Annotated in this window: 26 protein-coding genes; 14 read left to right on the top strand and 12 right to left on the bottom strand. The window is 63.4% G+C overall.

Translation table 11 applies throughout. The features are described 5' to 3' along the window. The first annotated feature begins 56 nt into the window (after positions 1-56). From RBB31_RS14675 to RBB31_RS14625, 11 genes are all read left to right on the top strand, one after another. Positions 57-1,211, top strand: coding sequence for a putative sulfate/molybdate transporter (locus RBB31_RS14675; protein ID WP_306130050.1), 1,155 nt, complete (start codon positions 57-59; stop codon positions 1,209-1,211). 105 nt (positions 1,212-1,316) lie between these two features. Next, entirely contained in the window at positions 1,317-2,204 is an 888-nt protein-coding gene (locus tag RBB31_RS14670; RefSeq protein ID WP_306130049.1) for a LysR family transcriptional regulator, read from the top strand. Positions 2,205-2,296: 92 nt separating this feature from the next. Next, a complete protein-coding gene (locus RBB31_RS14665) occupies positions 2,297-2,773 on the top strand; it encodes a formate dehydrogenase subunit gamma (RefSeq protein ID WP_306130048.1) in 477 nt (158 codons plus the stop codon). Then, positions 2,770-4,278, top strand: coding sequence for an NADH-quinone oxidoreductase subunit NuoF (locus RBB31_RS14660; protein ID WP_306130047.1), 1,509 nt, complete (start codon positions 2,770-2,772; stop codon positions 4,276-4,278). The genes RBB31_RS14665 and RBB31_RS14660 overlap by 4 nt, the downstream gene beginning before the upstream one ends. Then, positions 4,275-7,208: a formate dehydrogenase subunit alpha gene (gene fdhF, locus RBB31_RS14655; RefSeq protein WP_306130046.1), complete on the top strand. Its 2,934-nt coding sequence runs from the start codon at positions 4,275-4,277 to the stop codon at positions 7,206-7,208. Before RBB31_RS14660 ends, fdhF begins: the two co-directional genes overlap by 4 nt. Continuing rightward, positions 7,205-8,035: a formate dehydrogenase accessory sulfurtransferase FdhD gene (gene fdhD, locus RBB31_RS14650; RefSeq protein ID WP_306130045.1), complete on the top strand. Its 831-nt coding sequence runs from the start codon at positions 7,205-7,207 to the stop codon at positions 8,033-8,035. Before fdhF ends, fdhD begins: the two co-directional genes overlap by 4 nt. After that, positions 8,025-8,231, top strand: coding sequence for a formate dehydrogenase subunit delta (locus RBB31_RS14645; RefSeq protein ID WP_306130044.1), 207 nt, complete (start codon positions 8,025-8,027; stop codon positions 8,229-8,231). The genes fdhD and RBB31_RS14645 overlap by 11 nt, the downstream gene beginning before the upstream one ends. 535 nt (positions 8,232-8,766) lie before the next feature. Next, a complete protein-coding gene (locus tag RBB31_RS14640; RefSeq protein WP_306130043.1) occupies positions 8,767-10,311 on the top strand; it encodes an ABC transporter substrate-binding protein in 1,545 nt (514 codons plus the stop codon). Between the two features lie 92 nt (positions 10,312-10,403). Beyond that, the gene (locus RBB31_RS14635) at positions 10,404-11,369 is read left to right on the top strand and encodes an ABC transporter permease (protein WP_306130042.1); all 966 of its coding nucleotides are present in this window, start codon (positions 10,404-10,406) and stop codon (positions 11,367-11,369) included. A gap of 10 nt (positions 11,370-11,379) precedes the next feature. Continuing rightward, positions 11,380-12,219, top strand: a complete 840-nt coding sequence (locus RBB31_RS14630; protein WP_306130041.1) for an ABC transporter permease — start codon at positions 11,380-11,382, stop codon at positions 12,217-12,219. A 1-nt stretch (position 12,220) separates the two neighbouring features. Beyond that, on the top strand, positions 12,221-13,831 hold the full coding sequence (locus RBB31_RS14625) for an ABC transporter ATP-binding protein (protein WP_306130040.1): 1,611 nt from the start codon (positions 12,221-12,223) through the stop codon (positions 13,829-13,831). A 230-nt stretch (positions 13,832-14,061) separates the two neighbouring features. Here RBB31_RS14625 and RBB31_RS14620 read toward each other — a convergent pair whose 3' ends face one another. The 12 genes from RBB31_RS14620 to RBB31_RS14565 all read right to left on the bottom strand — a co-directional run bounded on the left by RBB31_RS14620 (position 14,062) and on the right by RBB31_RS14565 (position 22,510). After that, positions 14,062-14,895, bottom strand: a complete 834-nt coding sequence (locus RBB31_RS14620) for an alpha/beta fold hydrolase (protein WP_371931333.1) — start codon at positions 14,893-14,895, stop codon at positions 14,062-14,064. Positions 14,896-15,025: 130 nt separating this feature from the next. After that, on the bottom strand, positions 15,026-15,229 hold the full coding sequence (locus RBB31_RS14615; protein WP_306130038.1) for a hypothetical protein: 204 nt from the start codon (positions 15,227-15,229) through the stop codon (positions 15,026-15,028). Between the two features lie 102 nt (positions 15,230-15,331). Continuing rightward, positions 15,332-16,114: an alpha/beta fold hydrolase gene (locus RBB31_RS14610; RefSeq protein ID WP_306130037.1), complete on the bottom strand. Its 783-nt coding sequence runs from the start codon at positions 16,112-16,114 to the stop codon at positions 15,332-15,334. 539 nt (positions 16,115-16,653) lie between these two features. After that, positions 16,654-17,277, bottom strand: a complete 624-nt coding sequence (ureG, locus tag RBB31_RS14605) for an urease accessory protein UreG (protein WP_306130036.1) — start codon at positions 17,275-17,277, stop codon at positions 16,654-16,656. Next, positions 17,274-17,912: an urease accessory protein UreF gene (locus tag RBB31_RS14600; protein ID WP_306130035.1), complete on the bottom strand. Its 639-nt coding sequence runs from the start codon at positions 17,910-17,912 to the stop codon at positions 17,274-17,276. Before RBB31_RS14600 ends, ureG begins: the two co-directional genes overlap by 4 nt. After that, positions 17,902-18,375 (bottom strand): urease accessory protein UreE, encoded by a 474-nt coding sequence (locus RBB31_RS14595; RefSeq protein WP_306130034.1) that lies wholly within the window; start codon positions 18,373-18,375, stop codon positions 17,902-17,904. The genes RBB31_RS14600 and RBB31_RS14595 overlap by 11 nt, the downstream gene beginning before the upstream one ends. A gap of 5 nt (positions 18,376-18,380) precedes the next feature. Next, positions 18,381-20,141 (bottom strand): urease subunit alpha, encoded by a 1,761-nt coding sequence (gene ureC, locus RBB31_RS14590; RefSeq protein WP_306130033.1) that lies wholly within the window; start codon positions 20,139-20,141, stop codon positions 18,381-18,383. A gap of 4 nt (positions 20,142-20,145) precedes the next feature. Further along, positions 20,146-20,460, bottom strand: a complete 315-nt coding sequence (locus RBB31_RS14585) for an antifreeze protein (RefSeq protein ID WP_306130032.1) — start codon at positions 20,458-20,460, stop codon at positions 20,146-20,148. Next, positions 20,460-20,765, bottom strand: coding sequence for an urease subunit beta (locus tag RBB31_RS14580; RefSeq protein WP_306130031.1), 306 nt, complete (start codon positions 20,763-20,765; stop codon positions 20,460-20,462). The genes RBB31_RS14585 and RBB31_RS14580 overlap by 1 nt, the downstream gene beginning before the upstream one ends. A 4-nt stretch (positions 20,766-20,769) precedes the next feature. Continuing rightward, a complete protein-coding gene (locus tag RBB31_RS14575) occupies positions 20,770-21,345 on the bottom strand; it encodes a HupE/UreJ family protein (RefSeq protein ID WP_306130030.1) in 576 nt (191 codons plus the stop codon). Between the two features lie 20 nt (positions 21,346-21,365). Then, positions 21,366-21,668: an urease subunit gamma gene (locus RBB31_RS14570; protein ID WP_306130029.1), complete on the bottom strand. Its 303-nt coding sequence runs from the start codon at positions 21,666-21,668 to the stop codon at positions 21,366-21,368. 5 nt (positions 21,669-21,673) lie between these two features. Then, positions 21,674-22,510: an urease accessory protein UreD gene (locus RBB31_RS14565; protein ID WP_306130028.1), complete on the bottom strand. Its 837-nt coding sequence runs from the start codon at positions 22,508-22,510 to the stop codon at positions 21,674-21,676. Positions 22,511-22,745: 235 nt separating this feature from the next. Here RBB31_RS14565 and RBB31_RS14560 point away from each other — a divergent pair, with 235 nt between their 5' ends. The 3 genes from RBB31_RS14560 to urtB all read left to right on the top strand — a co-directional run bounded on the left by RBB31_RS14560 (position 22,746) and on the right by urtB (position 26,711). Next, complete coding sequence (locus RBB31_RS14560) at positions 22,746-23,120, top strand: hypothetical protein (RefSeq protein ID WP_306130027.1); 375 nt, start codon at positions 22,746-22,748, stop codon at positions 23,118-23,120. A gap of 294 nt (positions 23,121-23,414) precedes the next feature. Next, positions 23,415-24,689 (top strand): urea ABC transporter substrate-binding protein, encoded by a 1,275-nt coding sequence (urtA, locus tag RBB31_RS14555; RefSeq protein ID WP_306130026.1) that lies wholly within the window; start codon positions 23,415-23,417, stop codon positions 24,687-24,689. A gap of 66 nt (positions 24,690-24,755) precedes the next feature. Further along, on the top strand, positions 24,756-26,711 hold the full coding sequence (gene urtB, locus RBB31_RS14550) for an urea ABC transporter permease subunit UrtB (RefSeq protein ID WP_306130025.1): 1,956 nt from the start codon (positions 24,756-24,758) through the stop codon (positions 26,709-26,711).

Below are 26,711 nucleotides of genomic sequence, written 5' to 3'. Positions count from 1 at the left end.
GATTTCAACAACCCCACGCGGATTGCGCGACGCCGTCGGGACCGGGAGCAGTTGCGATGAGCCCGCGCGCGTCAGAACGGTTCCGCTTTGACCTGCGCGAAGTGAACGGGGCCCTGGGGGACCTGGGGACGCTGCTGCCGCTCACCCTCGGGGCCATCGCCCTTGTGGGGCTGTCGGCGACACAGGTGCTGCTGGGCTTCGGCCTGTTCTACATCGTCACCGGCCTGATCTACCGCCTGCCGGTCCCGGTCCAGCCGATGAAGGCCATCGTTGCCGTGGCGCTGGTGGCCGAGATCTCGCCCGCCTCCATCGCGCTGAGCGGGGTTCTGATCGGCGCGGCGCTGCTCTTGCTGGGGGGAACGGGCGTCATAGACCGGATCGCGCGGCTGGTGCCGCAATCGGTGCTGACCGGGCTTCAGCTGGGGCTGGGCCTGGGGCTGGCCTGGATATCGCTCGGGCTGATGGCCGGGCAGCCGCTGATCGGGCTGCTGTCACTGGGGCTTGCGGCTGCGGCGTTGCGGCTGGGGACACACGCGGCACTCATGACGCTGGGTTTCGGCGTGGCGGCAGGCCATTTCGTCGGCCACGAGGCCCTGCCCGATCTGTCGGGTGCTGCGGCTCTGGGCTGGCTGGCGCCGGTTCCAGGCCTTGAAGATATGCGGATCGCCATTGCCGACCTCGCCCTGCCGCAACTTGCCCTGACCCTGACCAACGCCGTTTTCCTGACCGCACTCGTGGCGCAGGACAGTTACGGCGCGCGCGCCGCGCGGGTGACGACCAGGCGCCTGTGCCTGACCTCGGGCGCCGCAAACCTGGCCCTGGCCCCGTTCGGAGCCTTGCCGATGTGCCACGGGGCCGGCGGCGTGGCTGCTCATCACCGTTTCGGCGCCCGCAGCGGGGGCGCGCCGGTGATGCTGGGGGCCGCGCTTCTGGCGGTGGCGCTGCTGCCGCAAGACCTGGGGCACATGGCGTTGCTGGCGATCCCGTCCGCAACCCTGGGGGCCTTGTTGCTGATTGCCGCGATGGAATTGGCCGCCAATCGCCGGCTTTTCGATGCCAGACCCTCTTGCAGGCCCGTCATCGCGATCACCGCCCTTGCGACGCTTCTGGCCAACCCGCTGATCGGTCTGATCCTGGGCACGCTGGCCGAGGCGGTCCGGAAGGCCGTTCTCACCCGCCTGTGGGCCCAAAAAGCGGAAGAACCGGAATGACGAAGCCACTGCGTCGGGCCCCGGTTTCGAGAACGCCGCGTCCGGAAAATGCCAAATCATTCACGAAATCTATCAGGACAGCCGGTTTCGATTGGGTTCACCCATATGATTGACAAGCTCGAAATGTTCATCGCCGTGGCAAAGGAGGGCCATTTCGGTCGCGCGGCCTCCGGTCTGGGCATCACCCAGCCGACCCTGTCGAACGGGATCAAGACGCTGGAAGAACAGCTTGGCGTGCAGCTGATCTTTCGCGGCTCGCGCTTTGGCGGGCTGACGCCAGAGGGCCAGACCGCGCTGGACTGGGCCAGGAAGATCGTCGGTGACACGCGGCAACTGCGCGAGGAGATGCGCGTCAAGCGGCATGGCCTGTCGGGGCAGCTGCGCATCGCCGTTATCCCGACGGCCCTGACGGTTGCGGTGCGGCTGTGCCAGCGCTTCAATGCCAAGCATCCGAAAGTGCATTTCACCATACTGTCGCGCACGTCGATCGAGATCATGTCGATGCTCGACAACCTGGAGGTGGACGCAGGAATCTCCTATCTCGACAATGAACCGATGGGCCGGGTCAGCACCGAACCGCTGTACGAAGAGCGATACATGCTCGTGTGCACGAACGACTCCCCCTTTGCGAGCCGGGATGACGTGGCCTGGGAAGAGTTGTCGGGCGAGAGGTTGTGCCTGCTGACCCCGGACATGCAGAACCGGCGGATCATCAACAGGAATTTCTCCGCGGCCAACGTATCGCCCGAAACCTGTATCGAATCGAATTCGACGATCGTCTTGGTGGCGAATGTCGAATCCGGCGGCTACCTGACAGTGCTTCCCGAGGAATTGGCACGCTTCCTCGTGGCCGGAAAGGCCCTGACCGTTGTGCCGCTGACGGGCCGCGAGCCGTCTCACGCGGTCGGACTCGTGGCCCCGTACCGAGAGCCCCATACCCCGGTTCTGGAAGCCCTTTTGCGGACCGCAAGGAAACTGTCGAAAGCGGATTGATAGCCGATCCCTATCGGTCGACCGATCTGCGATATTGTTGTCGGCCCGCACCTTCTGTCTGCTTCTCGCAACAGCATACAGGAGGTTAGCCCATGCCATCAGCCGCCCCGCCGCCCACCGAAGACGAAATCGGCGCGCTCATAGACGCGAATGCCGGTCTCGAAGGTCCGTTGCTGCCGATACTGCACGCGCTGCAGGAAAATTTCGGGCACATCCCGCAGCCGGCCATGCAGATGATCGCGGATCGGCTGAACATCACCAAGGCGGAATTGCATGGTGTCATCAGCTTCTACCACGACTTCCGCAAAGCCCCTGCCGGGCGGCATGTTCTGAAGATCTGCCGCGCCGAGGCCTGCCAGGCGATGGGCGGCAACGCGCTGGCCGAAGAGACACTGGCAAAGCTGGGACTGGACTGGCACGGCACCACGATCAACGGCGCGGTCACGGTCGAGCCGGTCTATTGCCTTGGCCTCTGCGCCTGCGGCCCGGCCGCGATGCTGGACGACCGTTGTGTAGGCAAGGTGGACCGCAACCGCATGGATGCGCTGCTGGCGGAGGCGGGCGCATGAAGATCTATGTTCCCATGGACAGCGCCGCCAAGGCGCTTGGCGCTGAAGAGGTTGTGGCGGCCCTGAAACAGGCCGCGCCCGAGGCGCAGATCATCCGCACCGGAACCCGTGGCATGATCTGGCTCGAACCGCTTGTCGAGGTCGAGATCGACGGCACCCGCCACGGTTTCGGTCCCGCGACGCCTGCGGATGCGGCAGCCATTCTCGATGGCAGCAGCACCAAGGCGCTCGGCCCGGTGGACGATCTCGACTGGATGAAGCGCCAGACCCGGCTGACCTTTTCCCGCGTCGGTGTGATCGACCCGCTGTCGCTGGACGACTACGAGGCGCATGGTGGCCTTGCTGGGTTGAAACGCGCCCTTTCGATGACCGGCCAGCAGATCGTGGACGAGGTCAAGACCTCCGGCCTGCGTGGCCGTGGTGGCGCGGGCTTTCCGACCGGGATCAAGTGGCAGACCGTGCATGACGCCGAGGCGCCGCAGAAATACATCGTCTGCAATGCCGACGAGGGCGACAGCGGCACCTTCGCCGATCGCATGATTATGGAGGGCGACCCCTTCACCCTGATCGAGGGCATGGCCATCGCCGGACTGGGTGTCGGTGCCACCAAGGGGTATGTCTATCTGCGCTCAGAATACCCCGATGCCATCGCGGTGATGACCCGCGCGGTCGAGATCGCCCGCGCCGAGGGCGTCCTCGGCGAGAATATCCTCGGGTCGCCCCACAAATTCGACATGGAAATCCGCAAGGGCGCAGGCGCCTATGTCTGCGGCGAGGAAACCTCGCTGCTGAACTCGCTCGAAGGCAAGCGCGGCGTCGTCCGCGCCAAGCCGCCGCTTCCGGCGCTCGAAGGGTTCCTGGGCCGGCCCACCGTGGTCAATAACGTCATCAGCCTGGCCACCGTGCCGGTGATCTTCGAGAAAGGCGCCGAGCATCACGCCACCTTCGGGATCGGCAAATCGCGCGGCACCATCACGCTTCAGATCGCGGGCAACGTGGCGCGCGGCGGCCTGTTCGAGACCGGATTCGGCGTGACTTTGGGCGAGGTGATCGACGATCTTGCCGGCGGCACCGCCACCGGCCGCCCGTTCAAGGCGGTGCAGGTCGGTGGGCCGCTGGGGGCCTACATGCCGCGGTCGAAATTCGACGCGCCCATGGGATACGAGGAATTCGGCGCCGAAGGCGGGCTCATTGGCCATGCCGGGCTGGTGGTGTTCGACGACACCGCCGACATGCTGGGCATGGCGCGCTTCGCGATGGAGTTCTGCGCTGTGGAAAGCTGTGGCAAGTGTACCCCCTGTCGCATCGGCGCGGTGCGCGGGGTGGAAACCATCGACCGCATCGCGCGCGGCGACGCCGACGCCGTGACCATCCTCACCGACCTCTGCGAGACCATGACCGACGGATCGCTGTGCGCACTGGGCGGCTTCACGCCCTACCCTGTCATGTCCGCGCTCACCCACTTCCCCGACGAATTCTCGACCACGAAGGAGGCCGCAGAATGAAAGACCTGATCATTCCCGACGACCGCGACATGGGCACACCCGCCAAGACGGGCGAGCCCGTGACCCTGACCATCGACGGCTTCGAGGTGACCGTGCCCGAAGGCACCAGCGTGATGCGCGCGGCGGCCGAGGCGGGCATCCAGGTGCCCAAGCTTTGTGCCACCGACAGCCTTGACGCGTTCGGTTCCTGCCGCCTCTGCGTCGTGGAGATCGAAGGCCGGCGCGGCACACCCGCCTCCTGCACCACGCCCGTTACCCCTGGCATGGCCGTGCACACGCAGTCGAAGAAAGTGCGCAAGATCCGCACCGGGGTGATGGAGCTTTATATCTCCGACCACCCGCTGGATTGCCTGACCTGCTCGGCCAATGGCGATTGCGAGTTGCAGGACATGGCCGGCGCCGTGGGCCTGCGCGACCAGCGATACGAGGCCGGGCGCAACCACTACGACGCCAAGGGCGGCACGCTGGCCCAAGGCGACACCCGGGCCCGCGCGCCAGAGGGCGACAAGGGCAATCCCGAGTACATCCCGGCGGACACCTCGAACCCCTATTTCAGCTACGACCCCAGCAAGTGCATCGTCTGCAACCGCTGCGTGCGCGCCTGCGAAGAGGCGCAGGGCACCTTCGCACTGACGATAGAGGGGCGCGGATTCGAGTCGCGTGTCAGCGCAGGCACCGCCGAGGACGATTTCCTCGCCTCGGACTGCGTCAGCTGTGGCGCCTGCGTGCAGGCCTGCCCCACCGCGACGCTGCAGGAAAAATCGGTGATCGAGATGGGCACGCCAGACCGCTCGGTCGTGACCACCTGCGCCTATTGCGGCGTCGGCTGTTCCTTCAAGGCCGAGATGCAGGGCGACGAACTGGTCCGCATGGTGCCCTACAAGCACGGCAAGGCGAACCGGGGGCATTCCTGCGTCAAGGGGCGCTTTGCCTATGGCTACGCCCATCACAGCGACCGCATCCTGAACCCGATGATCCGCGACCGGGTGGACGAGCCCTGGCGCGAGGTCAGCTGGGACGAGGCGCTGGACTTTGCCGCGTCGAAAATGCTGCGGCTGCAGGAGACCTACGGCAAGAAATCCATCGGCGTCATCACCTCGAGCCGCTGCACCAACGAGGAAACCTACCTGGTGCAGAAACTGGCGCGCTCGGTCTTCGGCAACAACAACACCGATACCTGCGCCCGCGTCTGCCACTCGCCCACCGGCTATGGGCTGGGCCAGACCTTCGGCACCTCCGCCGGTACCCAGGATTTCGACAGCGTCGAAGACACCGACGTGATCATCGTCATCGGCGCCAACCCGACCGACGGTCACCCCGTCTTTGCCAGCCGCATGAAAAAGCGCCTGCGCCAGGGGGCCAAGCTGATCGTGATCGACCCACGCCGGATCGACCTGGTGAAGTCGGCCCATATCGAGGCCGCGCATCACCTGCCCTTGCGGCCCGGCACCAATGTTGCCGTGGTCACGGCGCTGGCGCATGTGATCGTGACCGAAGGGCTGATGGACGAGGACTTCATCCGCAACCGCTGCGACTGGGAGGAATTCCAGGAATACGCCGCCTTCGTGTCGGACCCGCGCCACAGCCCCGAGGCGACCGCGCTGCTGACCGGCGTCGATCCGGCAGACCTGCGCGCCGCGGCGCATCTCTATGCCACCGGCGGCAACGGCTCGATCTATTACGGCTTGGGCGTGACCGAGCACAGCCAGGGCTCGACCACCGTCATGGGCATCGCCAACCTCGCCATGCTGACCGGCAACCTTGGCCGGCGCGGCGTGGGCGTGAATCCCCTGCGCGGCCAGAACAACGTGCAGGGCGCCTGCGACATGGGCTCGTTCCCGCACGAACTGCCGGGCTATCGCCACGTCAAGAACGCGGACGTGCGTGAGATGTTCGAGGCGCTCTGGGGCACCGAGATCGACCCCGAGCCGGGCCTGCGTATCCCCAACATGCTGGACTGCGCGGTCGACGGCACCTTCAAGGGCCTCTACTGCCAGGGCGAGGACATCCTGCAATCGGACCCCGACACCAAGCATGTCGCGGCGGGCCTTGCGGCGATGGAATGCGTCATCGTGCATGACCTCTTCCTGAATGAGACGGCCAACTACGCGCATGTCTTCCTGCCGGGCTCCACGTTCCTGGAAAAGGAAGGCACCTTCACCAATGCCGAGCGCCGCATCAACCGGGTGCGCGAGGTGATGAAACCGCTCAACGGCTATGCCGACTGGGAGGTGACGCAACTGCTGGCCAACGCGATGCTGAAGAAATCCGGGCGCCCGGAATGGGCCTATACCCATCCCGCGCGCATCATGGAGGAGATCGCGGCCACCACGCCCTCTTTCGCCGGAGTCGATTATGCCCTGCTGGAAACCAAAGGCAGCGTGCAATGGCCCTGCAACGAGGAGCACCCCGAGGGCACGCCGCTGATGCACGTGGACAGCTTCATGCGCGGCAAGGGCAAGTTCATCATCACCGAGTACGTGGCGACGGACGAAAGAACCGGCCCGCGCTTTCCGCTGTTGCTGACCACCGGGCGCATCCTGTCGCAATACAACGTGGGCGCCCAGACACGGCGCACAGATAATACGACCTGGCACGAGGCCGACGTGCTGGAGATCCACCCCCACGACGCCGAGAACCGGGGCGTGAACGAAGGCGACTGGGTCAAGCTGGCCAGCCGCTCGGGCGAGACGGCGCTGCGCGCCAAGATCACCGACAGGGTCAGCCCCGGCGTGGTCTATACCACCTTCCACCACCCCGACACACAGGCCAATGTCATCACCACGGATTTCTCGGACTGGGCCACCAATTGCCCCGAGTTCAAGGTGACGGCGGTGCAGGTCAGCCCCTCCAACGGGCCGACCGACTGGCAGGAGGACTACGCGGCGCAGGCCGCGCAGGCCCGCCGCATCCTTCCGGCGGCGGAATGATGGGTTTGGGTTTTTCTCCCTGCCAAAGCCGCTCGGGCCTGTCCGTTCAGGCAGAAGGCGCGCGCTTGGTCAGCCGCGCCCTTCCCGAAGAGCTGCCGGTGGCACTGGTCTTCGACGGCTCGACCCAGGCGGTGATGATGGCCACACCCGGCGATATCGATGATTTCGCCCATGGCTTCGCCGTGACCGAGGGGATCGTGACCGACCCCGCCCAGATCGAAAGCTTCGAGATCGTGGAACACGACCGGGGCATCGAAGCCCGTTTCTGGCTGCGCGCCGACCGGCGCGAGGCGCTGGCTGCACGCCGTCGTTTCATGGCCGGTCCGGTGGGCTGCGGGCTGTGTGGTATCGACTCGCTGGATCAGGCCGTGCGCGACGTGCCATGCGTGGCGCAAGTTGGCCCGACTTTCAGCCGTGACGACATCGCCCATGCCGCCGACGCGCTGTCCAATAACCAACCCCTGCACCGCCGCACCCGCGCGACCCATGCGGCCGGCTTCGTCCTGCCGGGCCAGGGGGTGGTCATGGCGCGCGAGGATGTGGGCCGCCACAACGCGCTCGACAAGCTGATCGGTGCGCTCTGGCGGGCGAGGCGCGACCCGGCCTCAGGCGCTTTCGTCATGACCAGCCGCCTTTCGGTCGAACTGGTGCAGAAATGCGCCATGGCCGGCTGCGGCACGCTGATCGCCGTCTCCGCCCCCACGGCCCATGCCCTGCGCCTGGCCGACAAGGCGGGCATCACGCTGGCCGCCTTTGCCCGGGGCGGCGGTTTCGATCTCTATTCCAACCCGCACCGCATTTCCCACGAGGTTTCCGATGTCGCCTGAGAAACTGGTCATGATGGCCAACCAGATCGCCACGTTCTTCAAATCCCAGCCCGGCAACGACCAGGCCGAGCGCGTCGCGAACCACCTGCAGGATTTCTGGGACCCCAGAATGCGTCGCCAATTCTGCGAGTACGTGGAGAATGGTGGCGAGAACGTCGACGATACAGCGAGAAGGGCGGCCCGTCTGATCAGTTGAATCCATCTGAAATTTTCTCACTTGCCTCGCACGAAAAGCGCGGCGGTATACGCTGTTTGGCGCAGCTGGCTACCCCGGCTGTCAGATTTCTGCGTGTCGGTCGTCAGATGAGCATGCTTTTCTGAGCAATCGGTTTTAGAGCATCAGGTCAGCGACCGCCTCCTTGCGCGCTCCGAAAACCGTATAGCCCCGTTCGAATAGTTATTTCTGGTTGCCTGTCACTCGGGCGGCCAAGATCCACAACTGCTGCTGAAACTGCTGAAAACGCAGCTTCGAGCTTGTACCAAAGCCTTTTTGGGGGACGTCAGTTTGTCGTCTGTCGACATTGCACCTTGACTTCCAACCGACCCGCCGATGAACTTTGGAGATGCCAGACGCCTCTGGAACGGAGGCATATGTAAACGTAGCACGCTCCGACAGACCGGGGACCGGCACGCGGCGTGCGACGGAAAAAATCGCGTGGGATCGGCGGGAACTGACGTTCGTTTGGAAGCCCGGTTTGATGATCATCGCGCAAATCAACAGGGAGACTTAGATGAAGAAGACACTGACAGCCTCGATTCTGTACCTCGGGCTCGCGCTGCCGACTGGCGCGCAGGACGCCGGCGGGCGGCTTGACATCGTAGTGCAACCCGAACCGCCCAGCCTGATGCTGGGCCTTGTGCAGAACGGGCCGACACAGCTTGTCGCTGGCGACATTTACGAAAGCCTCCTGCGCTATGACACGGACTTGAACCCTATGCCGTCGCTGGCAAAGTCGTGGGAGGTCTCCGACGATGCGCTGACCTACACGTTCACGCTCCAAGACGGCGTCACCTGGCACGATGGAGAACCTTTCACCTCCGAGGATGTGGTGTTTTCGGTCGACAAGTTCCTGCGCGAAACCCATGCGCGCCTTCGGGTCAGCCTGGAACATGTCGAATCCATCACCGCCCCGGACGATCACACGGTGGTCTTTAAGCTGAAAAATCCCTTCGGTCCGTTCATCGGAGTCTTCGAGGCGGGAACCATGCCGATGATCCCCAAGCATATCTACGAGGGGACGGACTTCGCAAACAACGAGGCCAACAACACGCCGATCGGCACAGGCCCCTACAAGTTCAATGAATGGGAGAAAGGCAGCTACATCCACCTTGTGAAGAACGAGGATTACTATCTGGACGGGCAGCCCTATCTGGACGAGGTGTACTACCGCGTCATTCCCGATGCTGCCTCGCGCGCAGTGGCATTCGAGAATGGCGAAGTCGACGTGCTGCCCGGTGGCTCTGTCGAGAACTGGGACGTCAAGCGACTGACCGAGATGGAAGGTGTCTGTTCCACCGGCAAGGGGTGGGAGTATTTCGCGCCCCATGCGATGGCGTGGATGAACAACCGCGAAGGCGCCACGGCGAACAAGGATTTCCGTAAGGCTGTCATGTACGCCATGGACCGCGAGTTCGTGAAGGATGTGATCTGGAACGGGTTCGGGACGGTCGCCACCAGCCCTGTGTCGTCGAAGACGAACTTCTACACCGATGACACGATCATGTACGACCATGACCCTGACAAGGCGAGAGAGCATCTGGAGGCCGCGGGCTATGATGGGGAAACCGTGCGCATCCTGCCCTTGCCTTACGGCGAGACATGGCAGCGCTGGGCCGAGGCGATGAAGCAGAACCTCGAAGAGGTGGGCGTCAATGTCGAAGTGGTGGCCACGGACGTCGCCGGCTGGAACCAGAAACAGGCGGAGTGGGATTTCGATATCGCCTTCACCTATCTCTACCAGTACGGCGATCCGGCATTGGGTGTTGCGCGCAGCTACCTGTCGTCCAACATCGCCAAGGGCAGCCCGTGGAACAACGTCGCCGGCTATGAGAATGCGGAGGTGGACGAGATGTTCGCCGAGGCCGCCACCGCGGCGACCCCGGAAGAGCGTCAGGAGATCTATACCGACGTCCAGAAGCAACTGGTCGACGACGTGCCGGTAGCATGGCTGCTGGAGATCGAGTTCCCGACGATCTATCGCTGTGACGTGCAGGACCTCGTGACCACCGCCATCGGTGTCAACGACGGTCTGCGCGACGCCTGGGTCGAGCAATAGCCTCCGGGCAATTCGAAGGGCTGGCCCGACATGACCCGGGCCAGCCCTTTTTCGGCCACTAGAGACCACCGCGAACCGAGCAGGCCCAGAAAATGAACCTCGCCGCCGCCATACTTGGCCGTACCGCCAAAGCTGTCATCACGCTTTTGCTGGTCGTTGTGCTGAATTTCTTCCTGATCCATGCCGCCCCCGGCGACCCGGCCATGGTCATGGCAGGCGAGGCAGGCGCTGCAGACGAACAATTCATCCAGCAACTGCGCAGACAGTTCGGGCTGGATCAGCCGCTCTACGTACAGTTCTGGAATTACGTTTCGGGCGTAGTCCAGCTTGACCTGGGCTACTCCTACCGTCAGCAGATGCCCGTGTTGGACCTGATACTAGACCGGTTGCCCGCCACGCTTTTGTTGACCATGACCGCCTTTGGCATGTCTCTGCTTCTCGGGGTCTTGTTCGGCCTTGCCGCCGCCGCCCGTCAGGGCAAATGGAGCGATACCGCGATCACCACCATGGCATTGCTCTTTTATGCGACACCGCTTTTCTGGGTGGCGCTGATGGCCGTCGTGCTCTTCTCGGTTCATCTGGGCTGGTTTCCGGCCTTCGGATACGAAACCGTGGGCGCCGAATACACCGGCATGACCGCGGTGCTGGATCGGCTGGAACACCTCTTCCTGCCAGCGCTGACTTTGGGGCTGTTCTTCATGGCGGTGTACCTGCGGATGACCCGATCATCGGTTCTCGAAGTCAGCCAGATGGATTTCGTCAAGACCGCCCGCGCGAAGGGTCTTCGGGAGGGAACCATCCGGCGGCGTCATATACTGCGCAACGCGCTGTTACCCGTCGTGACTTTGGCCGGTTTGCAGGCCGGGCAACTGGTGGGCGGTGCCGTTCTGACCGAAACCGTGTTTGCGTGGCCCGGCATCGGCCGCCTCATGTTCGAGAGCCTTACCGCGCGAGACTACAACACGCTCCTCGGCGTGTTCCTCGTCTCGGCGGCAATGGTCATCGCCTTCAACATCATCACCGATATCGTGTATCGGCTGATTGATCCGCGGATCTGAGGAGACACGCATGATAGATTTCCTCAAGAGGTTTTCCCGCAACCGCGGCGCGGTGATAGGAGCGGTGATCCTGAGCTGCGTCGTTCTCTTGGCCATCTTCGCGCCGCTGATTTACCCGGAAAGCCCGTGGAAGATGGTGCAACGGCCTTTCCTTGAACCGTTCAGCACCGAGGGCTTTCCTCTGGGCACCGATACATTGGGCCGCGACGTGGCGGCAGGTCTTGTCCATGGCGCGCGCGTCTCACTGATCGTGGGGCTGGTGTCGACCCTCGTGGCGCTGTTGATCGGCGTGCCGCTGGGGGCGTTCGCGGGCTTCTATGGGGGGTTGGTCGATGACGGGGCCATGCGCTTTACCGAATTTTTCCAGACCATCCCGAACTTTGCGCTCGCCATTGTCCTGGTCGCGATCCTGGAACCGACGCTGCCGACGATAACGCTGGCCATCGCTATCGTCAGTTGGCCGCCCGTCGCGCGCCTCGTGCGGGCCGAAGTGCTGTCCCTGCGCAAACGTGAATTTGTCGATGCCGCCCGGCTCGCGGGGCTGTCCAACGGTCGTATCCTCTTCGGGCATATCCTGCCGAATGCGATGTCGCCGATCATCGTAATGGCCTCATTGATGGTGGCGACGGCGATCCTGCTGGAAAGCTCGTTGTCGTTCCTCGGGCTGGGGGACCCGAACATCATGAGCTGGGGCTACATGATCGGCGCGGCGCGCACGGTGATCCGCTCGGCCTGGTGGCTGAGCTTCATTCCGGGTGTGGCGATCCTGCTGACGGTTCTGGCTCTGAACCTGATTGGCGAGGGGCTGAACGACGCTTTGAACCCCCGGCTGGCACGGAAGGGACGCTGAGATGGAGACCGTATTGTCGATCCGCGATCTGGCGATATCGCTTCCGCCTGGGGCCGACCGCGACCATGCCGTTCAGAACGTGGGCTTCGATCTGAAGTCCGGTGAGATCCTTTGTGTCGTGGGTGAATCCGGATCGGGCAAATCCATGACCGCCAACGCTCTCATGGGGCTGCTGCCCGATCAGGTTGAGGTCGCTCAGGGCTCTGCCCTATTCGAAGGGCGCGACCTGCTGGCCATGCCGGACAATGAGCGGCGCCAGCTGCGCGGTGACCGGATCGGCATGATCTTCCAGGAACCGATGACGGCTCTCAACCCCCTGATGCGGATCGGAGACCAGATCACCGAGGTCTTCGAGGCGCATAACCGCCACAGCCCGTCCGAGCGGCGCACCAAGGCGCTGGCCCTTGTCCACGAAGTAGGGCTGCCCGACCCCGAGAAGATCATTCGCGCCTACCCATTCCAATTGTCGGGCGGTCAACGTCAACGTGCCATGATCGCCATGGCATTGGCCCTCGATCCGGCGATCCTGATCGCGGACGAGCCGACGACCGCTCTGGATGTGACCACGCAGGCAAAGATCCTCGACCTGATCAAGACCATCCAGTCCCGGCATGGCATGGCGGTGATGTTCATCACCCATGATTTCGGCGTCGTCGCCGAAATCGCCGACCGGGTCATCGTCATGCGCCATGGCGAGATCGTCGAGCAAGGCGAGGCGCGCGAGGTTCTGGACAACCCGCAGCACGCCTATACCAAGGCCCTGCTGGAGGCGATCCCGTCCGATCACGTCCCGACGCCGGAGCCGGTACGCGCGACGCCCGTGCTGGAGGTGCGCAACCTGTGCAAGACCTTTGTCACCTCGGGCGGTCTGTTCAAGGCCGCACGCAGCGTTACCGCGATCGACGATGTCTCCTTCACCCTTTCGCGCGGCGAGGTGCTGGGCATCGTCGGAGAATCCGGCTCGGGAAAGTCGACCGTGGGCCGTGCAATCGTACGGCTTGTAAAGGCCGACAGCGGCGAAGTCATCCTGGACGGACAGGACATGAACAGCCTCACGTCAGAGGAACTGCGCCGCGCGCGCCGGCGCGTGCAGATGATCTTCCAGGATCCCTATGCCTCGCTCAATCCGCGCAAGAAGATCCTGCACGCACTCTCCGAAGGTCCCATCGTGCAGGGCGTTCCCAAACAAAAAGCCCATGCGCGCGCACGGGAACTTCTGGAAATCGTCGAACTGGATGCGGGCGCCGCCGACCGCTATCCGCACGAGTTTTCGGGCGGGCAGCGACAGCGCATCGGGATTGCCCGGGCCCTGGCCATGGATCCCGACCTTATCATCGCTGACGAGGCCGTATCCGCGCTCGACGTGTCCATCCAGGCCCAGGTGCTTGACCTGTTGCGAGACTTGCAAAGCCGACTGAACCTTTCCCTGATGTTCATCACCCATGACATGCGCGTGGCGGCGCAGCTTTGCGACAGGGTGGCCGTGATGCAAAAGGGCAAGCTGGTGGAAATCGGCCCGGTAGCCGAGGTCTTTCTCGATCCCAAGGAGGACTACACGCGTAGCCTTCTGGCGGCTGTACCCGGCACAAAATGGGACCGACAATTGGCATGAGCGATCTTTTGACGAGATGATACGCCCTATCCGAACTATCTTCACGACATCGCGCGCTTGGTCTTCAAGGTTCACAGCTCCAGGCTTTTGTTTCTGCGATGCCGCACCGTTCCAGGTAAATGAGTTCTGCATCGTTTCAGCTTACATGAGCTTCCCCCGGGGAGAAGCGGGGGAAGCTTGGCGGGCGGCAGAGCCCGCGCAGGCGCGCATCGGGGGACAGGCGCGCCTTTTCAGCTGGACTTGAGGAAGCCCAGGATGTCCTCGTTGATCTTGCCGGCCATAGTGGCCGCCATACCGTGCGACGCACCCTCATAGACATTGAGCGTCGCGTTCGGCATGATCTCGACCGTCCGCGCGGCGGAGGCCTTGAAGGGCACGACCTGATCGTCACTGCCATGCATCACAAGCGTCGGCAGTTGGATCGCCTTCAGATCCTCGGTGAAGTCGGTCTCGGAAAAGGCCTTGATGCAATCGTAATGCGCCTTGGCGCTGCCCTGCATTCCCTGCCGCCACCAGTTGCGGATCAGGCCTTCGCTGACCTCCGCACCGGGTCGGTTGAAGCCGTAGAAGGGGCCCGATGCCACGTCGAGGTAGAATTGCGGCCGGTTCGCCAGAAGCGCCTCGCGGAAACCGTCGAACACCTCCAGCGGCGTGCCATCGGGGTTGCCGTCCTTCTTCACCATCACCGGCGGCACGGCGCCGATCAGGACCAGTTTCGAGACACGCCCGGGCTTGGCGCGGGCGACGTAGTGCACGACCTCGCCACCGCCGGTGGAATGGCCCACATGCACGGCCGCCTTCAGGTCCAGCGCGTCGGCCAGGGCGATGACATCGGCGGCATAGGTGTCCATCTCGTTGCCGGTTTCCGTCTGGTCCGAGCGCCCGTGCCCGCGCCGATCGAAAGCGATCACGCGAAAGCCCTTGTCTAGGAAATAGAGCATCTGGGCGTCCCATTCGTCGGCCGTCAGGGGCCAGCCGTGGTGGAACACGATGGGTTGCGCATCACGCGGGCCCCAGTCGCGGTAGAAGATCTGCGTGCCGTCATCGGCGGAGATATAGGTCATGGTCTGTGGTCCTGTGTTGGAGGGTGATGTTTCGGCCCGCAGGCCGGAGGCGGTCAGGCAAGGCGTGCTCGCCGCAATCAGCAGACCCGCGCCGCCGGCAATCGCACTGCGCCGGGTCATGTGGAACGAGTCAGAACCGGACATGGCGCTTGCCCGATATGACGATCTGGCACGGCTCGGATCCGGGCAAGTTACATGCGCGGTCGGCTTGAGGGTAGCTGCCGGAGAAACTGTCGACGTTAACGATCCACGTGGCGATGGAAACCGCCGCTACAGAGATCAGGAACAGTATTACGCTCCACGAAAGAATGGATTTCACGTTAATACGGGACATGGTCTGGCTCCATTGCCGGGGTGAATTCCCCGCATAAGATTTCTGGGTGAACGGGCTGGAGGTTCACGCGGCGAGACCAGCCCGCCGCATGAGCTTGCTAGGTCAGCTTCCGCCGGAGGCACGGGCGGCCTGATCGATCACGTCGGCGACTTCGCCGGGCTTGGTCAGAAAGACCACATGGCTGGCGGGCACCTCGACCGAAACGGCGCCGATCCGATCCGCGGTGTGACGCAGCAGTTTCGGGTCGATGGCCTTGTCCTCGGTCGCGATCACGGCCCAGCTCGGCTTGTCCTTCCAGGCGGCATGCTTCACGGGCGTTCCGAAGATCTCCATGTTGATCGGCACCTGGCTATCGCGGAGGAAGGCCGCGTCTGCATCAGTAGTGTCGCCGGCAAAGCCCGTCTTGAATTCCTCGAGGTTGACGAAGCCGAAGCCGTCCTCGCCGGTTTCGATGATGAACTCGGGCGGCGCGGGGATGTCGGCGAACTGATCGCCCGTGGTCTCTCCCACATCCGGGGCCAGCGCGGAAACGTATACGAGGCCCGCGACGTTGGGGTTGATGCCCGCCTCGGTGATGACCGTGCCGCCGTAGGAATGCCCGACGAGGATCGACGGACCGTCCTGACGGTCTAGGATGCGGTCGGTTGCGGCCACGTCGTCCTGCAGGGAGGTCAGGGGGTTCTGAACGATGCTGACACGATAGCCCCGCGCGGTAAGGATATCGTACACGCCGCGCCAGCCCGAACCGTCCGCAAAGGCGCCGTGGACGAGGACGACGGATTTGACCCGCTGTTCCGCGGGGATCGTTTCCTGCGCGCTTGCGCTGGCGGTGATGGTCGCGGCGGCGGCAGCGGCGGCGACGGCAGTCCTGAGTTTCTTGGACATTTAAAGTTCCTTTGTTCGATATTTCGAGAGATCCATAAAGGCCGTGGGAGGGCGGCTTTCCGGAACGATTGCTGGATTGCTTCCCCGGCGCAGGCGTCGGCAGGGTAGCGTTTTTTCTTTGACGGGTGCTTGCAACTTTGCCGTAGAGTTTGGCGTAGACGTTGCATGATGGTCGGAAATTGGCGTGTTCAGGAAAAAGAAACACGCCTTTTATGGAAGATTATTTCATCATCGGATCGTCCGAATCGGGGCTGATCCCGGTAAGCAATTGCGCGGTCTACTCCTTTCGTCCGGTTGGTGCGTGACCGTAAATTAAGCTTTTGACGCCATTTTGATAATCGGGATAGATTGAGATGTTGAATTACGAAAATCGGGACAATCAAAGCTCTAAGCTGTCGGACTTCGATGCCGCCCTCGCAATCAGGCACAGAAGCCGGTTTCGGGCCGCGGCACACCGCCAGGTCTCGGACACCTCACCATACTTCTCTGCAGAAGACGTGTATCAACCCTAAGCGCCTTACGCCTGCGAGTTGACATGCCTACCCTGTCTTGCCGAGACCGGATATAGCTTTGATTTCGTTCAGAACTTCGTCGACGCCGACACCTGACTTGAGCGACGTGAAAATGAAGGGGCGCCCCTGCCGCATCCGCGCAGCGTCCTCTCGCATCACGTCCAGCGACGCGCCTACGTGCGGTGCGAGGTCCGTCTTGTTGATCACCAGCAGGTCGGATCGTGTTATCGCCGGGCCGCCCTTGCGCGGTATCTCCTCGCCCGCCGCAGTGTCGATCACGTAGACCGTCAGATCGGCCAGTTCCGGGCTGAACGTGGCGGACAGGTTGTCGCCGCCCGACTCGATCAACACCACCTCGACATCCGGGTGGCGGTCGCGCATTTCGGCGACAGCGGCCAGGTTTATCGATGCGTCTTCGCGGATTGCCGTGTGCGGACAGCCTCCAGTTTCGACTCCGATGATCCGGTCCGAGGGCAGGATCTGCATCCGCACCAGCGCGTCGGCATCTTCCTGAGTGTAAATGTCGTTGGTGATCACGCCGATCGAATACGTGTCCTTCATCCGCTCTGACAGACGGGCGGTCAACGTGGTTTTGCCCGCGCCAACCGGACCGCCAATTCCGATGCGCAAGGGACCGTTCATCCTGGTCATGACTGAAAAAGCCTTGGTTCGAGGGTCTCATGCCGCATCGACGCGATGTCGGACAGGAATGCGTTGCTGAAGATGTCGTTGAGGTCTGCGCCCCGTGTCTCTTCTTCGACGCGTAGGATGTCATCCTGAAGCGCAGTCAGAACGCGCTGTCCTTCCGTCTGGCCGAGCGGCATCAGGCGCAGGGCGGCGGAAACGAGGTTGGACACGAAAGATTGCAGGTAGAGCAGCACGCAGGCGTCGATGTCGAGCTTCATCAGATGCGCCGCGCGTCCCGTTGCAACCGGCAAGGCAAGCTGAGGGAGCTCGAGCCCCCAGACGGCATTGGTTGTATACACGAAAGCGGCTCCCTGCCTAACTGTCTCGGACAGACGTTCGGCGGAGGGCGCGAAGGCGCGAAGTTGCGCGTCGATCTCGTTCACGTCTCCGGGCCCCGCGGCGAGCCGCAGCCAGATCGCGTCCGTGCGGCCCGCGCCTTCGCTCAGGCAGGTGCGCAGCCATGCCTGCAAGGTGTCGGCATCCGTGATCTGTCCATCACGAACGGCTTGTTCTATCCCGTGCGACCAGGCGAAGGCGCCAATGGGATATGCCGGGGACAGCCACTGAGCCAGTGTCAATAGCCAGGCATCAGTGCGCATGGGCCGTCGCTCCGTGTTCGTGGCTGTGGGTCCGGCCATGGCCATAGGCGCCGCCCTCGGGTTTGAAGGGTTCGGTGACCGGCGTCATGGTCGCACCCAGATGGGCCAGCATATGCGCGATCACCGGATCATCGCGGATCAAAAGCCTGTCCGCCTCCACCTGGCAGGGCGTGTGCCGGTTGCCGATATGCCAAGCCAAGCGCGCCAGACCGGGCCCCGACACTGCCAACAGTGCCTCCGGGGCCGCGGCGATGCGCACAAGCCGCCCATCGGTGGTTTCCAGGGCGTCTCCGTCATTTAACGACACCGTCTGTTCGAAATCGGCCACAAGCGACCAACCTTGATCCACGGTAAGCTTGCGGCGTCGGAAAAAACGGTCTTCGTAGGTCAGCGCACACAGCGCCGCCTCACCGGTCCAGGTGCCGGCCTCGTGCAGTTTCTGGGCGATCGGAAGGTGTGTCATGGTGTTCAATACAGGAAATAGCGCTGCGCCATGGGCAACTCGCTGGCCGGTTCACAGGTCAGCAATTCGCCGTTAGCGCGCACTTCGTAGGTTTCGGGGTTCACGTCGATCTCAGGGCAAGCATCGTTGAGCTTCAGGTCGGCCTTGCCGATGTCGCGGGTTTTCTGAACGGGCAGCGTCTGCTTGGCGAGCCCAAGGCTGTCTCCGATGCCCGCATCCGCGGCAGCTGCCGAAACGAAGGTCACCGCCGATGCTTCGACGGCGCGACCGAAAGCGCCGAACATGGGGCGTGTGTAAACCGGTTGTGGCGTCGGGATCGAGGCGTTGGGGTCGCCCATCTGCGCACAGGCGATCGACCCGCCGATCAGAACCATCTCGGGCTTCACTCCGAAGAACGCCGGATGCCACAGCACCAGATCGGCCCTCTTGCCTTCCTCGACGGAGCCGATATGGTCCGACAGGCCGTGCGCGATGGCCGGATTGATCGTGTACTTGGCGACATAACGACGGACCCGCAGATTGTCGTTCTCGCCGGTCTCCTCGGACAGGCGACCGCGTTGTTTCCTCATTTTGTCCGCCGTCTGCCACGTGCGGATGATCACCTCTCCGACACGACCCATGGCCTGGCTGTCCGAAGCGATGATGCTGAACGCTCCCATGTCGTGCAGGATATCCTCGGCGGCGATGGTCTCGCGCCGGATGCGGCTTTCGGCAAAGGCGATATCCTCGGGGATCGACTTGTCGAGGTGGTGGCAGACCATCAGCATGTCCAGATGCTCTTCCAGCGTGTTCACCGTGAAGGGCCGCGTCGGGTTGGTCGAGGAGGGCAACACGTTTCCCTGCCCGCAGATCTTGATGATATCGGGTGCGTGCCCGCCACCCGCGCCCTCGGTGTGGAAGGCATGGATCGTCCTGCCCTTCATCGCCGCCACGGTGTTTTCCACGAAGCCCGACTCGTTGAGCGTGTCCGTGTGGATCATTACCTGCACATCCATCGCGTCCGCGACGGACAGGCAGCAGTCTATGGCCGCCGGGGTCGTGCCCCAGTCCTCGTGCAGTTTTAGCGCGCAGGCCCCGGCGATAATCTGCTCTTCCAGCGCCGCCGGCAGCGACGCGTTTCCTTTTCCCGCGAAGGCCAGGTTCATCGGAAAGGCATCGGCGGCCTGCAACATCCGCCCGAGATGCCACGGCCCCGGCGTGCAGGTGGTGGCGAGCGTACCGTGCGCCGGCCCCGTACCACCGCCCAGCATCGTCGTCAGTCCCGAATGCAACGCGTCCTCGATCTGTTGCGGACAGATGAAATGGATATGACTGTCGAAGCCGCCTGCCGTCAGGATGCGGCCTTCGCCTGCAATGACCTCGGTTCCGGGGCCGATGATGATGTCGACGCCCGGCTGGGTGTCGGGGTTGCCGGCCTTGCCGATCTTAAGGATGGTGCCGTCCTTCAGACCGACATCCGCCTTGTAGATGCCGGTGTAGTCCAGGATCAGGGCATTCGTGATCACGGTATCCACCGCGCCTTCGGACCGGGTGGCCTGGGACTGCCCCATGCCGTCCCGGATAACCTTGCCACCACCGAATTTGACCTCCTCGCCGTAGAGGGTGGCGTTGTCTCCGGTACCGCCCGTCGTGGCTGCACCCGCGTTCAGGGCCGTCAAGTCGCGTTCGACCTCGATGATCAGATCAGTGTCGGCCAGCCGCACCTTGTCGCCGGTCGTGGGACCGAACATGGCGGCATAATCCGAGCGAGAGATACTGGTGGGCATAAACTTACCTTCTCTTCGGACCGCGTTTGGCGAGGCGGCGGGCGTTGGCACGGGTTTTCTGCCGGACGGGCTTCATCGCGGCGGCGATGATCCGGGACGGGTCACCACCGCGAAAGGCAGCGGTGTTGGCATCGAGCATCGAGCGCGTCAATGCCGCCGCCTTTTCGGACATCATGCGGTGGTTTTCGGACGGTGTGACCGCCCACAGCCCGGCCATGCCCCAAAGCCGCATGGCGATGACGGCATAGGCCTCGGCCATGATCATCCCGGCTTCGAGCGCGTTCGACCAAGCATTCATTGCGTCGGATGTGCGACCCATCATAGCTCTCCCATGACCTGCTGGTTGAATCCAAAAATTCGGCGCGCGCCCGAGATGGGGATCAACTGTACCTCGCGGCGCTGGCCCGGCTCGAACCGCACGGCAGTACCGGCGGCGATGTCCAGACGGTGGCCACGGGCGGCGTCACGATCGAAATCAAGCGCCGGGTTCGTCTCGGCAAAGTGGTAGTGGCTGCCCACCTGAACGGGCCGGTCGCCTGTATTCGCGACCTCCAACGTGATAGCCTGACGGTCAGCGTTCAACTCCAGCGCGCCTTCTGCGGCAAAAATTTCTCCGGGTATCATCGCCTCATCCCCCCATGACCAGCGCAGACCCGCCAATGGCGACCGCCAGCCCGGCCCCACGTGACAGCAAAGCGCCGCCCGACCGGCCCAGTGCCCAGCCGGCGGCGGCGCCCAGCGCGTGCAGCACCCCCGTCGCGACGACGAAACCCGCAAGGTAGGCCAGCGCCCCCGCGCTGCCGATCTCGGCCCCGTGCGCGTGACCGTGAAAGAGACCCATCGCCGCCACGATCGTCACGGCCGCAGGCAATGGCAGCCGCGCCGCAAGCGCGATCAACAGCCCAAGCAAAAGCACCGAAGCGAGGATCATCGGCTCGACCAGGGGCAGCGGCACACCGCCCAGTGCCATCACGAACCCACCGGCCATCGCGCCCACAAATCCCGCCGGCAATGCCCAAAAGGCCCGTCCGCCAAGGCTGGCCGCCCACAGCCCTACCGCAACCATCGCCATAATATGGTCGGCCCCGAATACCGGATGCGAGAAACCCGCCGCGAAAGAACCGTGTTCACCCGGATCGAGATGGGCAAGTGCCGGGCCGGCAGCCAGCAAGGCAGGAACGAGGGTAAGGGCGAGGCGTCGCATGGATTATGTCTCCTATCGGGTCAGCGGATGGGATTGTGAACGGTGACAAGCTTGGTGCCGTCGGGAAAGGTAGCCTCGACCTGAACCTCATGGATCATTTCAGGTACCCCTTGCATGCATTGACCGCGCGAGACCACTTCGGCCCCGGCCGCCATCATGTCTGCGACAGATCGGCCGTCGCGCGCGCCCTCCACGACCGCATCGGTGATCAGGGCAATCGCTTCGGGGTAATTCAGCTTCACCCCCCGCGCGAGGCGCTTGCGCGCGACTTCTGCCGCCATCGCGATCATCAGCTTGTCCTTTTCTCTTGGCGTAAGTTGCATGTTTCTCAAAGCCTCCAGGATCTTGGCAGTACGGCCCCGGACAATGCCTCAAGCACCGGACACAGCGCCGACCGCAGCATGAAACCATCCCCCCCAAGCAGTCGGACCACGAGTATATCCGGACGAAGCAGGCTGGCCCCTCCGGTTGCCGGCAGAAGCGCGCGCACCTGTTGCAGCAGAGCTTCGGCACGGGGGCCGACATAGAGCGCGCTGGCCATCGCCTGCATCCCGCCTGCGGTCGCGGTCTGATCCAGAAGCGCCTGCACATCGCCCGTCAGCGAAAGGCGGTCTTCATAGACCGGTCGCCCGCCGCGCCGAACGCTGATCCTGTCGAGAAAGGTCGCATCATGGATCACTTCGCGCATGGCGGTACGGCCCAGGACGATCGGCTCGGCCATTAAGAATTCCGCCGCTTTCGCGGACAGGTCGACATCCAGCCGCCGATCGAGAGCCGCCCCTTCGAAGATCAGCAATTCCTGCGGAAGCCAGCACATCGTCGCCTCTGCCTCTACGGCAATCTTCGTTCTGACGCGCGCCTGCCCGCTGGTGCTGCGATATGCCCGTTCGGCGGCTTGCGTCGTGATCACCAGCCTGCTGCCACGTCCGGCGCGTGCGTCGACGTCGAAACTGTCACCCCCCGTCAGCCCTCCCGACGTGTTCACCACGATGGCCTCAACGGCATCCGTTCGGCGCGGAAAGACAGCCCGTGCGCAGCCCGCGCTGTACAGCGCGTCGATGCAACTGGTCCCGTCGCGCATCTTGGAGGACACGCGCAACTGGCCGATCGCCCGGGGAAGGCGCGGTGCGTCGGCGGAGGCCTCGAAGTTCTGAACAAGGTGCATAGGGGCTTTCGCTTACCAGGACGCCGGAACCGAGCATGCACCGCGCCACCTGATCCAGCCCAAGCGTTTCCGGCGGCCACAACGCCCCATCCATGCGCCTATTAATTTTGCGATATTCTTGCACCTGCCTTTAAAACAGGCGTGCATGAGATGGATTGGCCACACGTCAAGCGGGCCTTGAAGCGGTGGAAAAACATCACTTGCCCGCCTGCTTTATTGGCGTGATGATCAAGAAATGAGCGGATTGAAAACTATCATCATTGCTCTGAGCATCCTGCTTGGCGGCCCGGCCGCCGCCGCCACGCTACCGCAAGTTTTCGCCGGGTGCACCGGGCGCTTTTCCGCAGAACTTGAACATGCGTGGCTGATGCGGGATGCCAAGGCCGAAGCGCTGGAACGGCGGCGGGCGCGTTTCGAGGACATGCTCGCTTCCGTGACTCCACATGGCATGCGCAGCGTCCTCATGGACCAACGGATAAAGGCCAAAAGCGCGCATGCGCACATTCTGAACCTGGCACAATTCTCTGGCGATCCCGGCATCGCCCGCTGGGCCAGACGCCGCGCCGAAGTCGAGATCGGCTATTGCCAAAGCTTGCTGCTGGACAGCTGATCGTCGCGCACAGAGCGACCGGTCAAAAAACAGGCGAACACCGCGAATCGCGCTGAAAAATTGGGCTCCTGCCGCAGGTTTTGGCTCGTTACGCCGCTGCATCCTCGCCGCAGCGCAGAAGCTTGTGGAAGCACTGTTCCCGACGGACGAATCTTGTCCTGTCGAACGTGCGATGGTGCAGGCCTTGCAATCCAGATCACCACCGCACTCCGCAACAAGTTGCGTGGGGGATATATGGGACATTCGACTTTAGTCCACAAGCACCCTGCGCGTTACGCAAAGGGGACTGAATAAATGTCTAAAAAGCTGTTGAGCACTGTCGCTGCCGTAATGGCGACCGCGCTGCCCGCGATGGCGCAGGACTGCCCGATCAAGGTCGGCGTGCTGCACTCGTTGTCCGGCACCATGGCAATCTCGGAGACCACGCTCAAGGACACCATGGAAATGCTGATCGAGCAGCAGAACGAAAAAGGAGGCGTTCTGGGCTGCCAATTGGAAGCGGTGGTCGTCGATCCTGCCTCTGACTGGCCGCTCTTCGCCGAGAAGGCGCGCGAACTTCTGACCGTACACGAGGTCGACGTGATCTTCGGCAACTGGACGAGCGTCAGCCGCAAGTCGGTTCTGCCCGTAATCGAGGAACTCAACGGCCTGCTGTTCTACCCAGTCCAGTACGAGGGCGAGGAAAGCTCCAAGAACGTGTTCTACACCGGCGCCGCGCCCAACCAGCAGGCGATCCCCGCCACGGATTACTTCCTCGATGAACTGGGCGTCGAAAGCTTCGCGCTACTGGGCACCGATTATGTCTATCCGCGCACCACGAACAACATCCTGGAATCCTACCTTAAATCCAAGGGCATCGCTGACGAGGACATCTTCGTCAACTACACCCCCTTCGGTCACTCCGACTGGTCCAAGATCGTGTCGGACGTCGTGGCGCTCGGCGCAGGTGGCAAGCAGGTGGGCGTGATCTCCACCATCAACGGCGACGCCAACGTGGGCTTCTACAAGGAACTGGCGGCCCAAGGCGTGTCAGCCGATGACATCCCCGTAGTCGCGTTCTCGGTGGGCGAGGAAGAGCTTTCGGGCCTCGACACCTCGAACCTCGTCGGCCACCTGGCGGCATGGAACTACTTCCAGTCCGCCGATACCGACGCCAACGCCGAATGGGTCGAAGCGTGGAAAGCCCGCATGGGCGAGGAACGCGTAACCAACGACCCGATGGAGGCGCATTACATCGGCTTCAATATGTGGGTGAACGCCGCGGAAGAGGCCGGCACCACCGATGTCGACGCGGTCCGCACCGCCATGTACGGGCAGGAATTCCCGAACCTGACCGGCGGCACCGCGGTCATGCTGCCGAACCACCACCTGGCCAAGCCCGTCCTGATCGGCGAGATCCAGGAAGACGGGCAGTTCGACATCATCAGCCAGACCGAGGAAGTGCCGGGTGACGCGTGGACCGACTTCCTGCCGGAATCGGCCGTGCTGAAGTCCGACTGGCAGGAGCTCGAGTGCGGTATGTACAACACCGAGACCGAGACCTGCGTGCAGATCGAATCGAACTACTGATCTCCTGAGAACCGAAAGGGCGGCCACGCGCCGCCCTTTACCCCCTTCCGATAAGGAGGCCCGTGCATGGCACGCCTGCCGCTGATCCTCGCATTCCTCGTCGCATGTCTGCCCGCAACGGCGCAACAGGCCGACGCACCGATCCAGCAACTCCTGCAGGTACATGCAGACCAGTTGGCCAAGCCATCGCGCACCAAGGTCGCGCCCACCATCGACGCCATCGCATCCAGCGGCCTCCCCGAGGCGCAGACCGTCCTGCGCAAATGGCAGGACAAGGAACTCTGGCGCAACGTTGAGACCGGCCTTTTCATCTGGGCCGAAGAGATCGACCGCGACACGATCCGCGGCTTCGACTTTGCCGGTGACACGGCCCTGGGCGAGTTGCCCGACGACGACTACGACCAGTCCAAACCCAATTCCGGTGTCCGCAAGATGATCGGTGCCGCGCTGGTCAAGTTCCAGCTGACCGCCGAAGACATCGCCACCCGCCGCACCGCAATCAATAACATCGAGCGTGACGCCGAAGCCTCGCACCTCGCCCCCCTGCGCGAGGCGATCGAGGCCGAGACGAGTCCGACCCTCAAGGCTCGCGCGGAACGGCTCGAACGTCTGCTGACCATCCGTTTCGGTGAAACCGAAGACGAACGCATCGCCGCCATCGAAAGCTTCAAGGGTGACTTGGGCGTCGACCTGCGCGGCGCGCTCAACCCGCTGGTCACGACAGACCTCGAGGCGACCGAAACCGAACCTGAAGGCCCGGAAGTTGCCCGCGTCCTGAAACCGGGCTCCGAAGCTCTGACGCGCGAAGCGGCCTATGACCTTCTGGTCACCGAAGGTTTCGCCAAGCCCCGCATCAGCCGCGCCGACAAGGCTGCAGCACTTGTCGCCAATATAGACGGAGAGGCTGTCGCTGGCATCCAGGTGGCATCCCTCGACACCGAAGACGCCCGCGACATGGCCTACGCCAAGCTGGCCGAGCAAGGCACGGTCGACCCCGTCGCCACAGAGGCCGAGATCGACGAGACGCTGGACCGATACACCTTCTACGAGATCTTCACCGGCGCCCCGCCTGCCGTCGCGATGGCCGCGATGGACGCGCTCAACGGCATCGAGACCCGCGTCGCGGTCAATCAGGCCGCAGACCTCGCGCTCGATGCCATCTCGCTCGGCTCGATCTATTTCCTCGCCGCCATCGGTCTCGCCATCACTTTCGGCGTGATGCGGGTGATCAACATGGCCCATGGCGAATTCATCATGATGGGCGCTTATACCGGCTTCGTCGTGCAGCAGATCATCCCCGACCAGACGCTGTCGGTCATCCTCGCCATCCCGCTGGCCTTTGCCGTGACCTTCGCGGCGGGTGTGGCGATGGAACGGCTGGTCATCCGCTGGCTCTATCACCGCCCGCTGGAAACGCTGCTGGCCACCTTCGGCATCTCCATCGCGCTGCAACAGATCGCCAAGAACATCTTCGGCACGCAGGCCCGCCCGCTGACGGCCCCCGGCTGGCTCGACGGGTCGCTTGTATTCAACGACATCGTTTCAATCAGCTATATCCGCATCGCGATCTTCGTGCTGGCGCTGCTCTTCCTTGCGCTGTTCCTCCTGGTGATGAACCGCACCCGGCTGGGGCTGGAGGTGCGCGCGGTGACGCAGAACCCCCGCATGGCGGCCTCTATGGGCATCAACCCCGACCGGATCAACATGCTGACCTTCGGCTTCGGCTCGGGCATCGCGGGCATCGCGGGCGTTGCCATCGGGCTATACGCCAAGGTCACGTCCGAAATGGGCGCGGACTACATCGTGCAAAGCTTCATGACCGTGGTCGTCGGCGGCGTCGGCAACATCTGGGGCACGCTGCTGGGCGCCACGCTGGTCGGCTCGCTTCAGAAAGGCATCGAATGGCTCAACCCCTCGAATACCTTGGCGGCCCAGACCTACATGATCCTCTTCATCATCCTCTTCATACAGTTCCGGCCGCGCGGCATCATCGCGCTCAAGGGCCGGGCGGCGGAGGCCTGA

The organism is Roseovarius sp. MMSF_3350, from assembly GCF_030733425.1.
In the GTDB taxonomy this organism is placed as follows: domain Bacteria; phylum Pseudomonadota; class Alphaproteobacteria; order Rhodobacterales; family Rhodobacteraceae; genus Roseovarius.
The sequence above is the reverse complement of the archived record's forward strand: the minus strand, read 5'-3'. Positions and strand labels throughout refer to the sequence as shown.

What these genes read in the sequence shown, in the direction of transcription:
- RBB31_RS14675 (WP_306130050.1), top strand. Translation starts at nt 57, where the DNA reads ATGAGCCCGCGCGCGTCAGAACGGTTCCGCTTTGACCTGCGCGAAGTG.
- RBB31_RS14670 (WP_306130049.1), top strand. Translation starts at nt 1,317, where the DNA reads ATGATTGACAAGCTCGAAATGTTCATCGCCGTGGCAAAGGAGGGCCAT.
- RBB31_RS14665 (WP_306130048.1), top strand. Translation starts at nt 2,297, where the DNA reads ATGCCATCAGCCGCCCCGCCGCCCACCGAAGACGAAATCGGCGCGCTC.
- RBB31_RS14660 (WP_306130047.1), top strand. Translation starts at nt 2,770, where the DNA reads ATGAAGATCTATGTTCCCATGGACAGCGCCGCCAAGGCGCTTGGCGCT.
- fdhF (WP_306130046.1), top strand. Translation starts at nt 4,275, where the DNA reads ATGAAAGACCTGATCATTCCCGACGACCGCGACATGGGCACACCCGCC.
- fdhD (WP_306130045.1), top strand. Translation starts at nt 7,205, where the DNA reads ATGATGGGTTTGGGTTTTTCTCCCTGCCAAAGCCGCTCGGGCCTGTCC.
- RBB31_RS14645 (WP_306130044.1), top strand. Translation starts at nt 8,025, where the DNA reads ATGTCGCCTGAGAAACTGGTCATGATGGCCAACCAGATCGCCACGTTC.
- RBB31_RS14640 (WP_306130043.1), top strand. Translation starts at nt 8,767, where the DNA reads ATGAAGAAGACACTGACAGCCTCGATTCTGTACCTCGGGCTCGCGCTG.
- RBB31_RS14635 (WP_306130042.1), top strand. Translation starts at nt 10,404, where the DNA reads ATGAACCTCGCCGCCGCCATACTTGGCCGTACCGCCAAAGCTGTCATC.
- RBB31_RS14630 (WP_306130041.1), top strand. Translation starts at nt 11,380, where the DNA reads ATGATAGATTTCCTCAAGAGGTTTTCCCGCAACCGCGGCGCGGTGATA.
- RBB31_RS14625 (WP_306130040.1), top strand. Translation starts at nt 12,221, where the DNA reads ATGGAGACCGTATTGTCGATCCGCGATCTGGCGATATCGCTTCCGCCT.
- RBB31_RS14620 (WP_371931333.1), bottom strand. Translation starts at nt 14,895, where the DNA reads ATGACCTATATCTCCGCCGATGACGGCACGCAGATCTTCTACCGCGAC.
- RBB31_RS14615 (WP_306130038.1), bottom strand. Translation starts at nt 15,229, where the DNA reads ATGTCCCGTATTAACGTGAAATCCATTCTTTCGTGGAGCGTAATACTG.
- RBB31_RS14610 (WP_306130037.1), bottom strand. Translation starts at nt 16,114, where the DNA reads ATGTCCAAGAAACTCAGGACTGCCGTCGCCGCCGCTGCCGCCGCCGCG.
- ureG (WP_306130036.1), bottom strand. Translation starts at nt 17,277, where the DNA reads ATGACCAGGATGAACGGTCCCTTGCGCATCGGAATTGGCGGTCCGGTT.
- RBB31_RS14600 (WP_306130035.1), bottom strand. Translation starts at nt 17,912, where the DNA reads ATGCGCACTGATGCCTGGCTATTGACACTGGCTCAGTGGCTGTCCCCG.
- RBB31_RS14595 (WP_306130034.1), bottom strand. Translation starts at nt 18,375, where the DNA reads ATGACACACCTTCCGATCGCCCAGAAACTGCACGAGGCCGGCACCTGG.
- ureC (WP_306130033.1), bottom strand. Translation starts at nt 20,141, where the DNA reads ATGCCCACCAGTATCTCTCGCTCGGATTATGCCGCCATGTTCGGTCCC.
- RBB31_RS14585 (WP_306130032.1), bottom strand. Translation starts at nt 20,460, where the DNA reads ATGGGTCGCACATCCGACGCAATGAATGCTTGGTCGAACGCGCTCGAA.
- RBB31_RS14580 (WP_306130031.1), bottom strand. Translation starts at nt 20,765, where the DNA reads ATGATACCCGGAGAAATTTTTGCCGCAGAAGGCGCGCTGGAGTTGAAC.
- RBB31_RS14575 (WP_306130030.1), bottom strand. Translation starts at nt 21,345, where the DNA reads ATGCGACGCCTCGCCCTTACCCTCGTTCCTGCCTTGCTGGCTGCCGGC.
- RBB31_RS14570 (WP_306130029.1), bottom strand. Translation starts at nt 21,668, where the DNA reads ATGCAACTTACGCCAAGAGAAAAGGACAAGCTGATGATCGCGATGGCG.
- RBB31_RS14565 (WP_306130028.1), bottom strand. Translation starts at nt 22,510, where the DNA reads ATGCACCTTGTTCAGAACTTCGAGGCCTCCGCCGACGCACCGCGCCTT.
- RBB31_RS14560 (WP_306130027.1), top strand. Translation starts at nt 22,746, where the DNA reads ATGAGCGGATTGAAAACTATCATCATTGCTCTGAGCATCCTGCTTGGC.
- urtA (WP_306130026.1), top strand. Translation starts at nt 23,415, where the DNA reads ATGTCTAAAAAGCTGTTGAGCACTGTCGCTGCCGTAATGGCGACCGCG.
- urtB (WP_306130025.1), top strand. Translation starts at nt 24,756, where the DNA reads ATGGCACGCCTGCCGCTGATCCTCGCATTCCTCGTCGCATGTCTGCCC.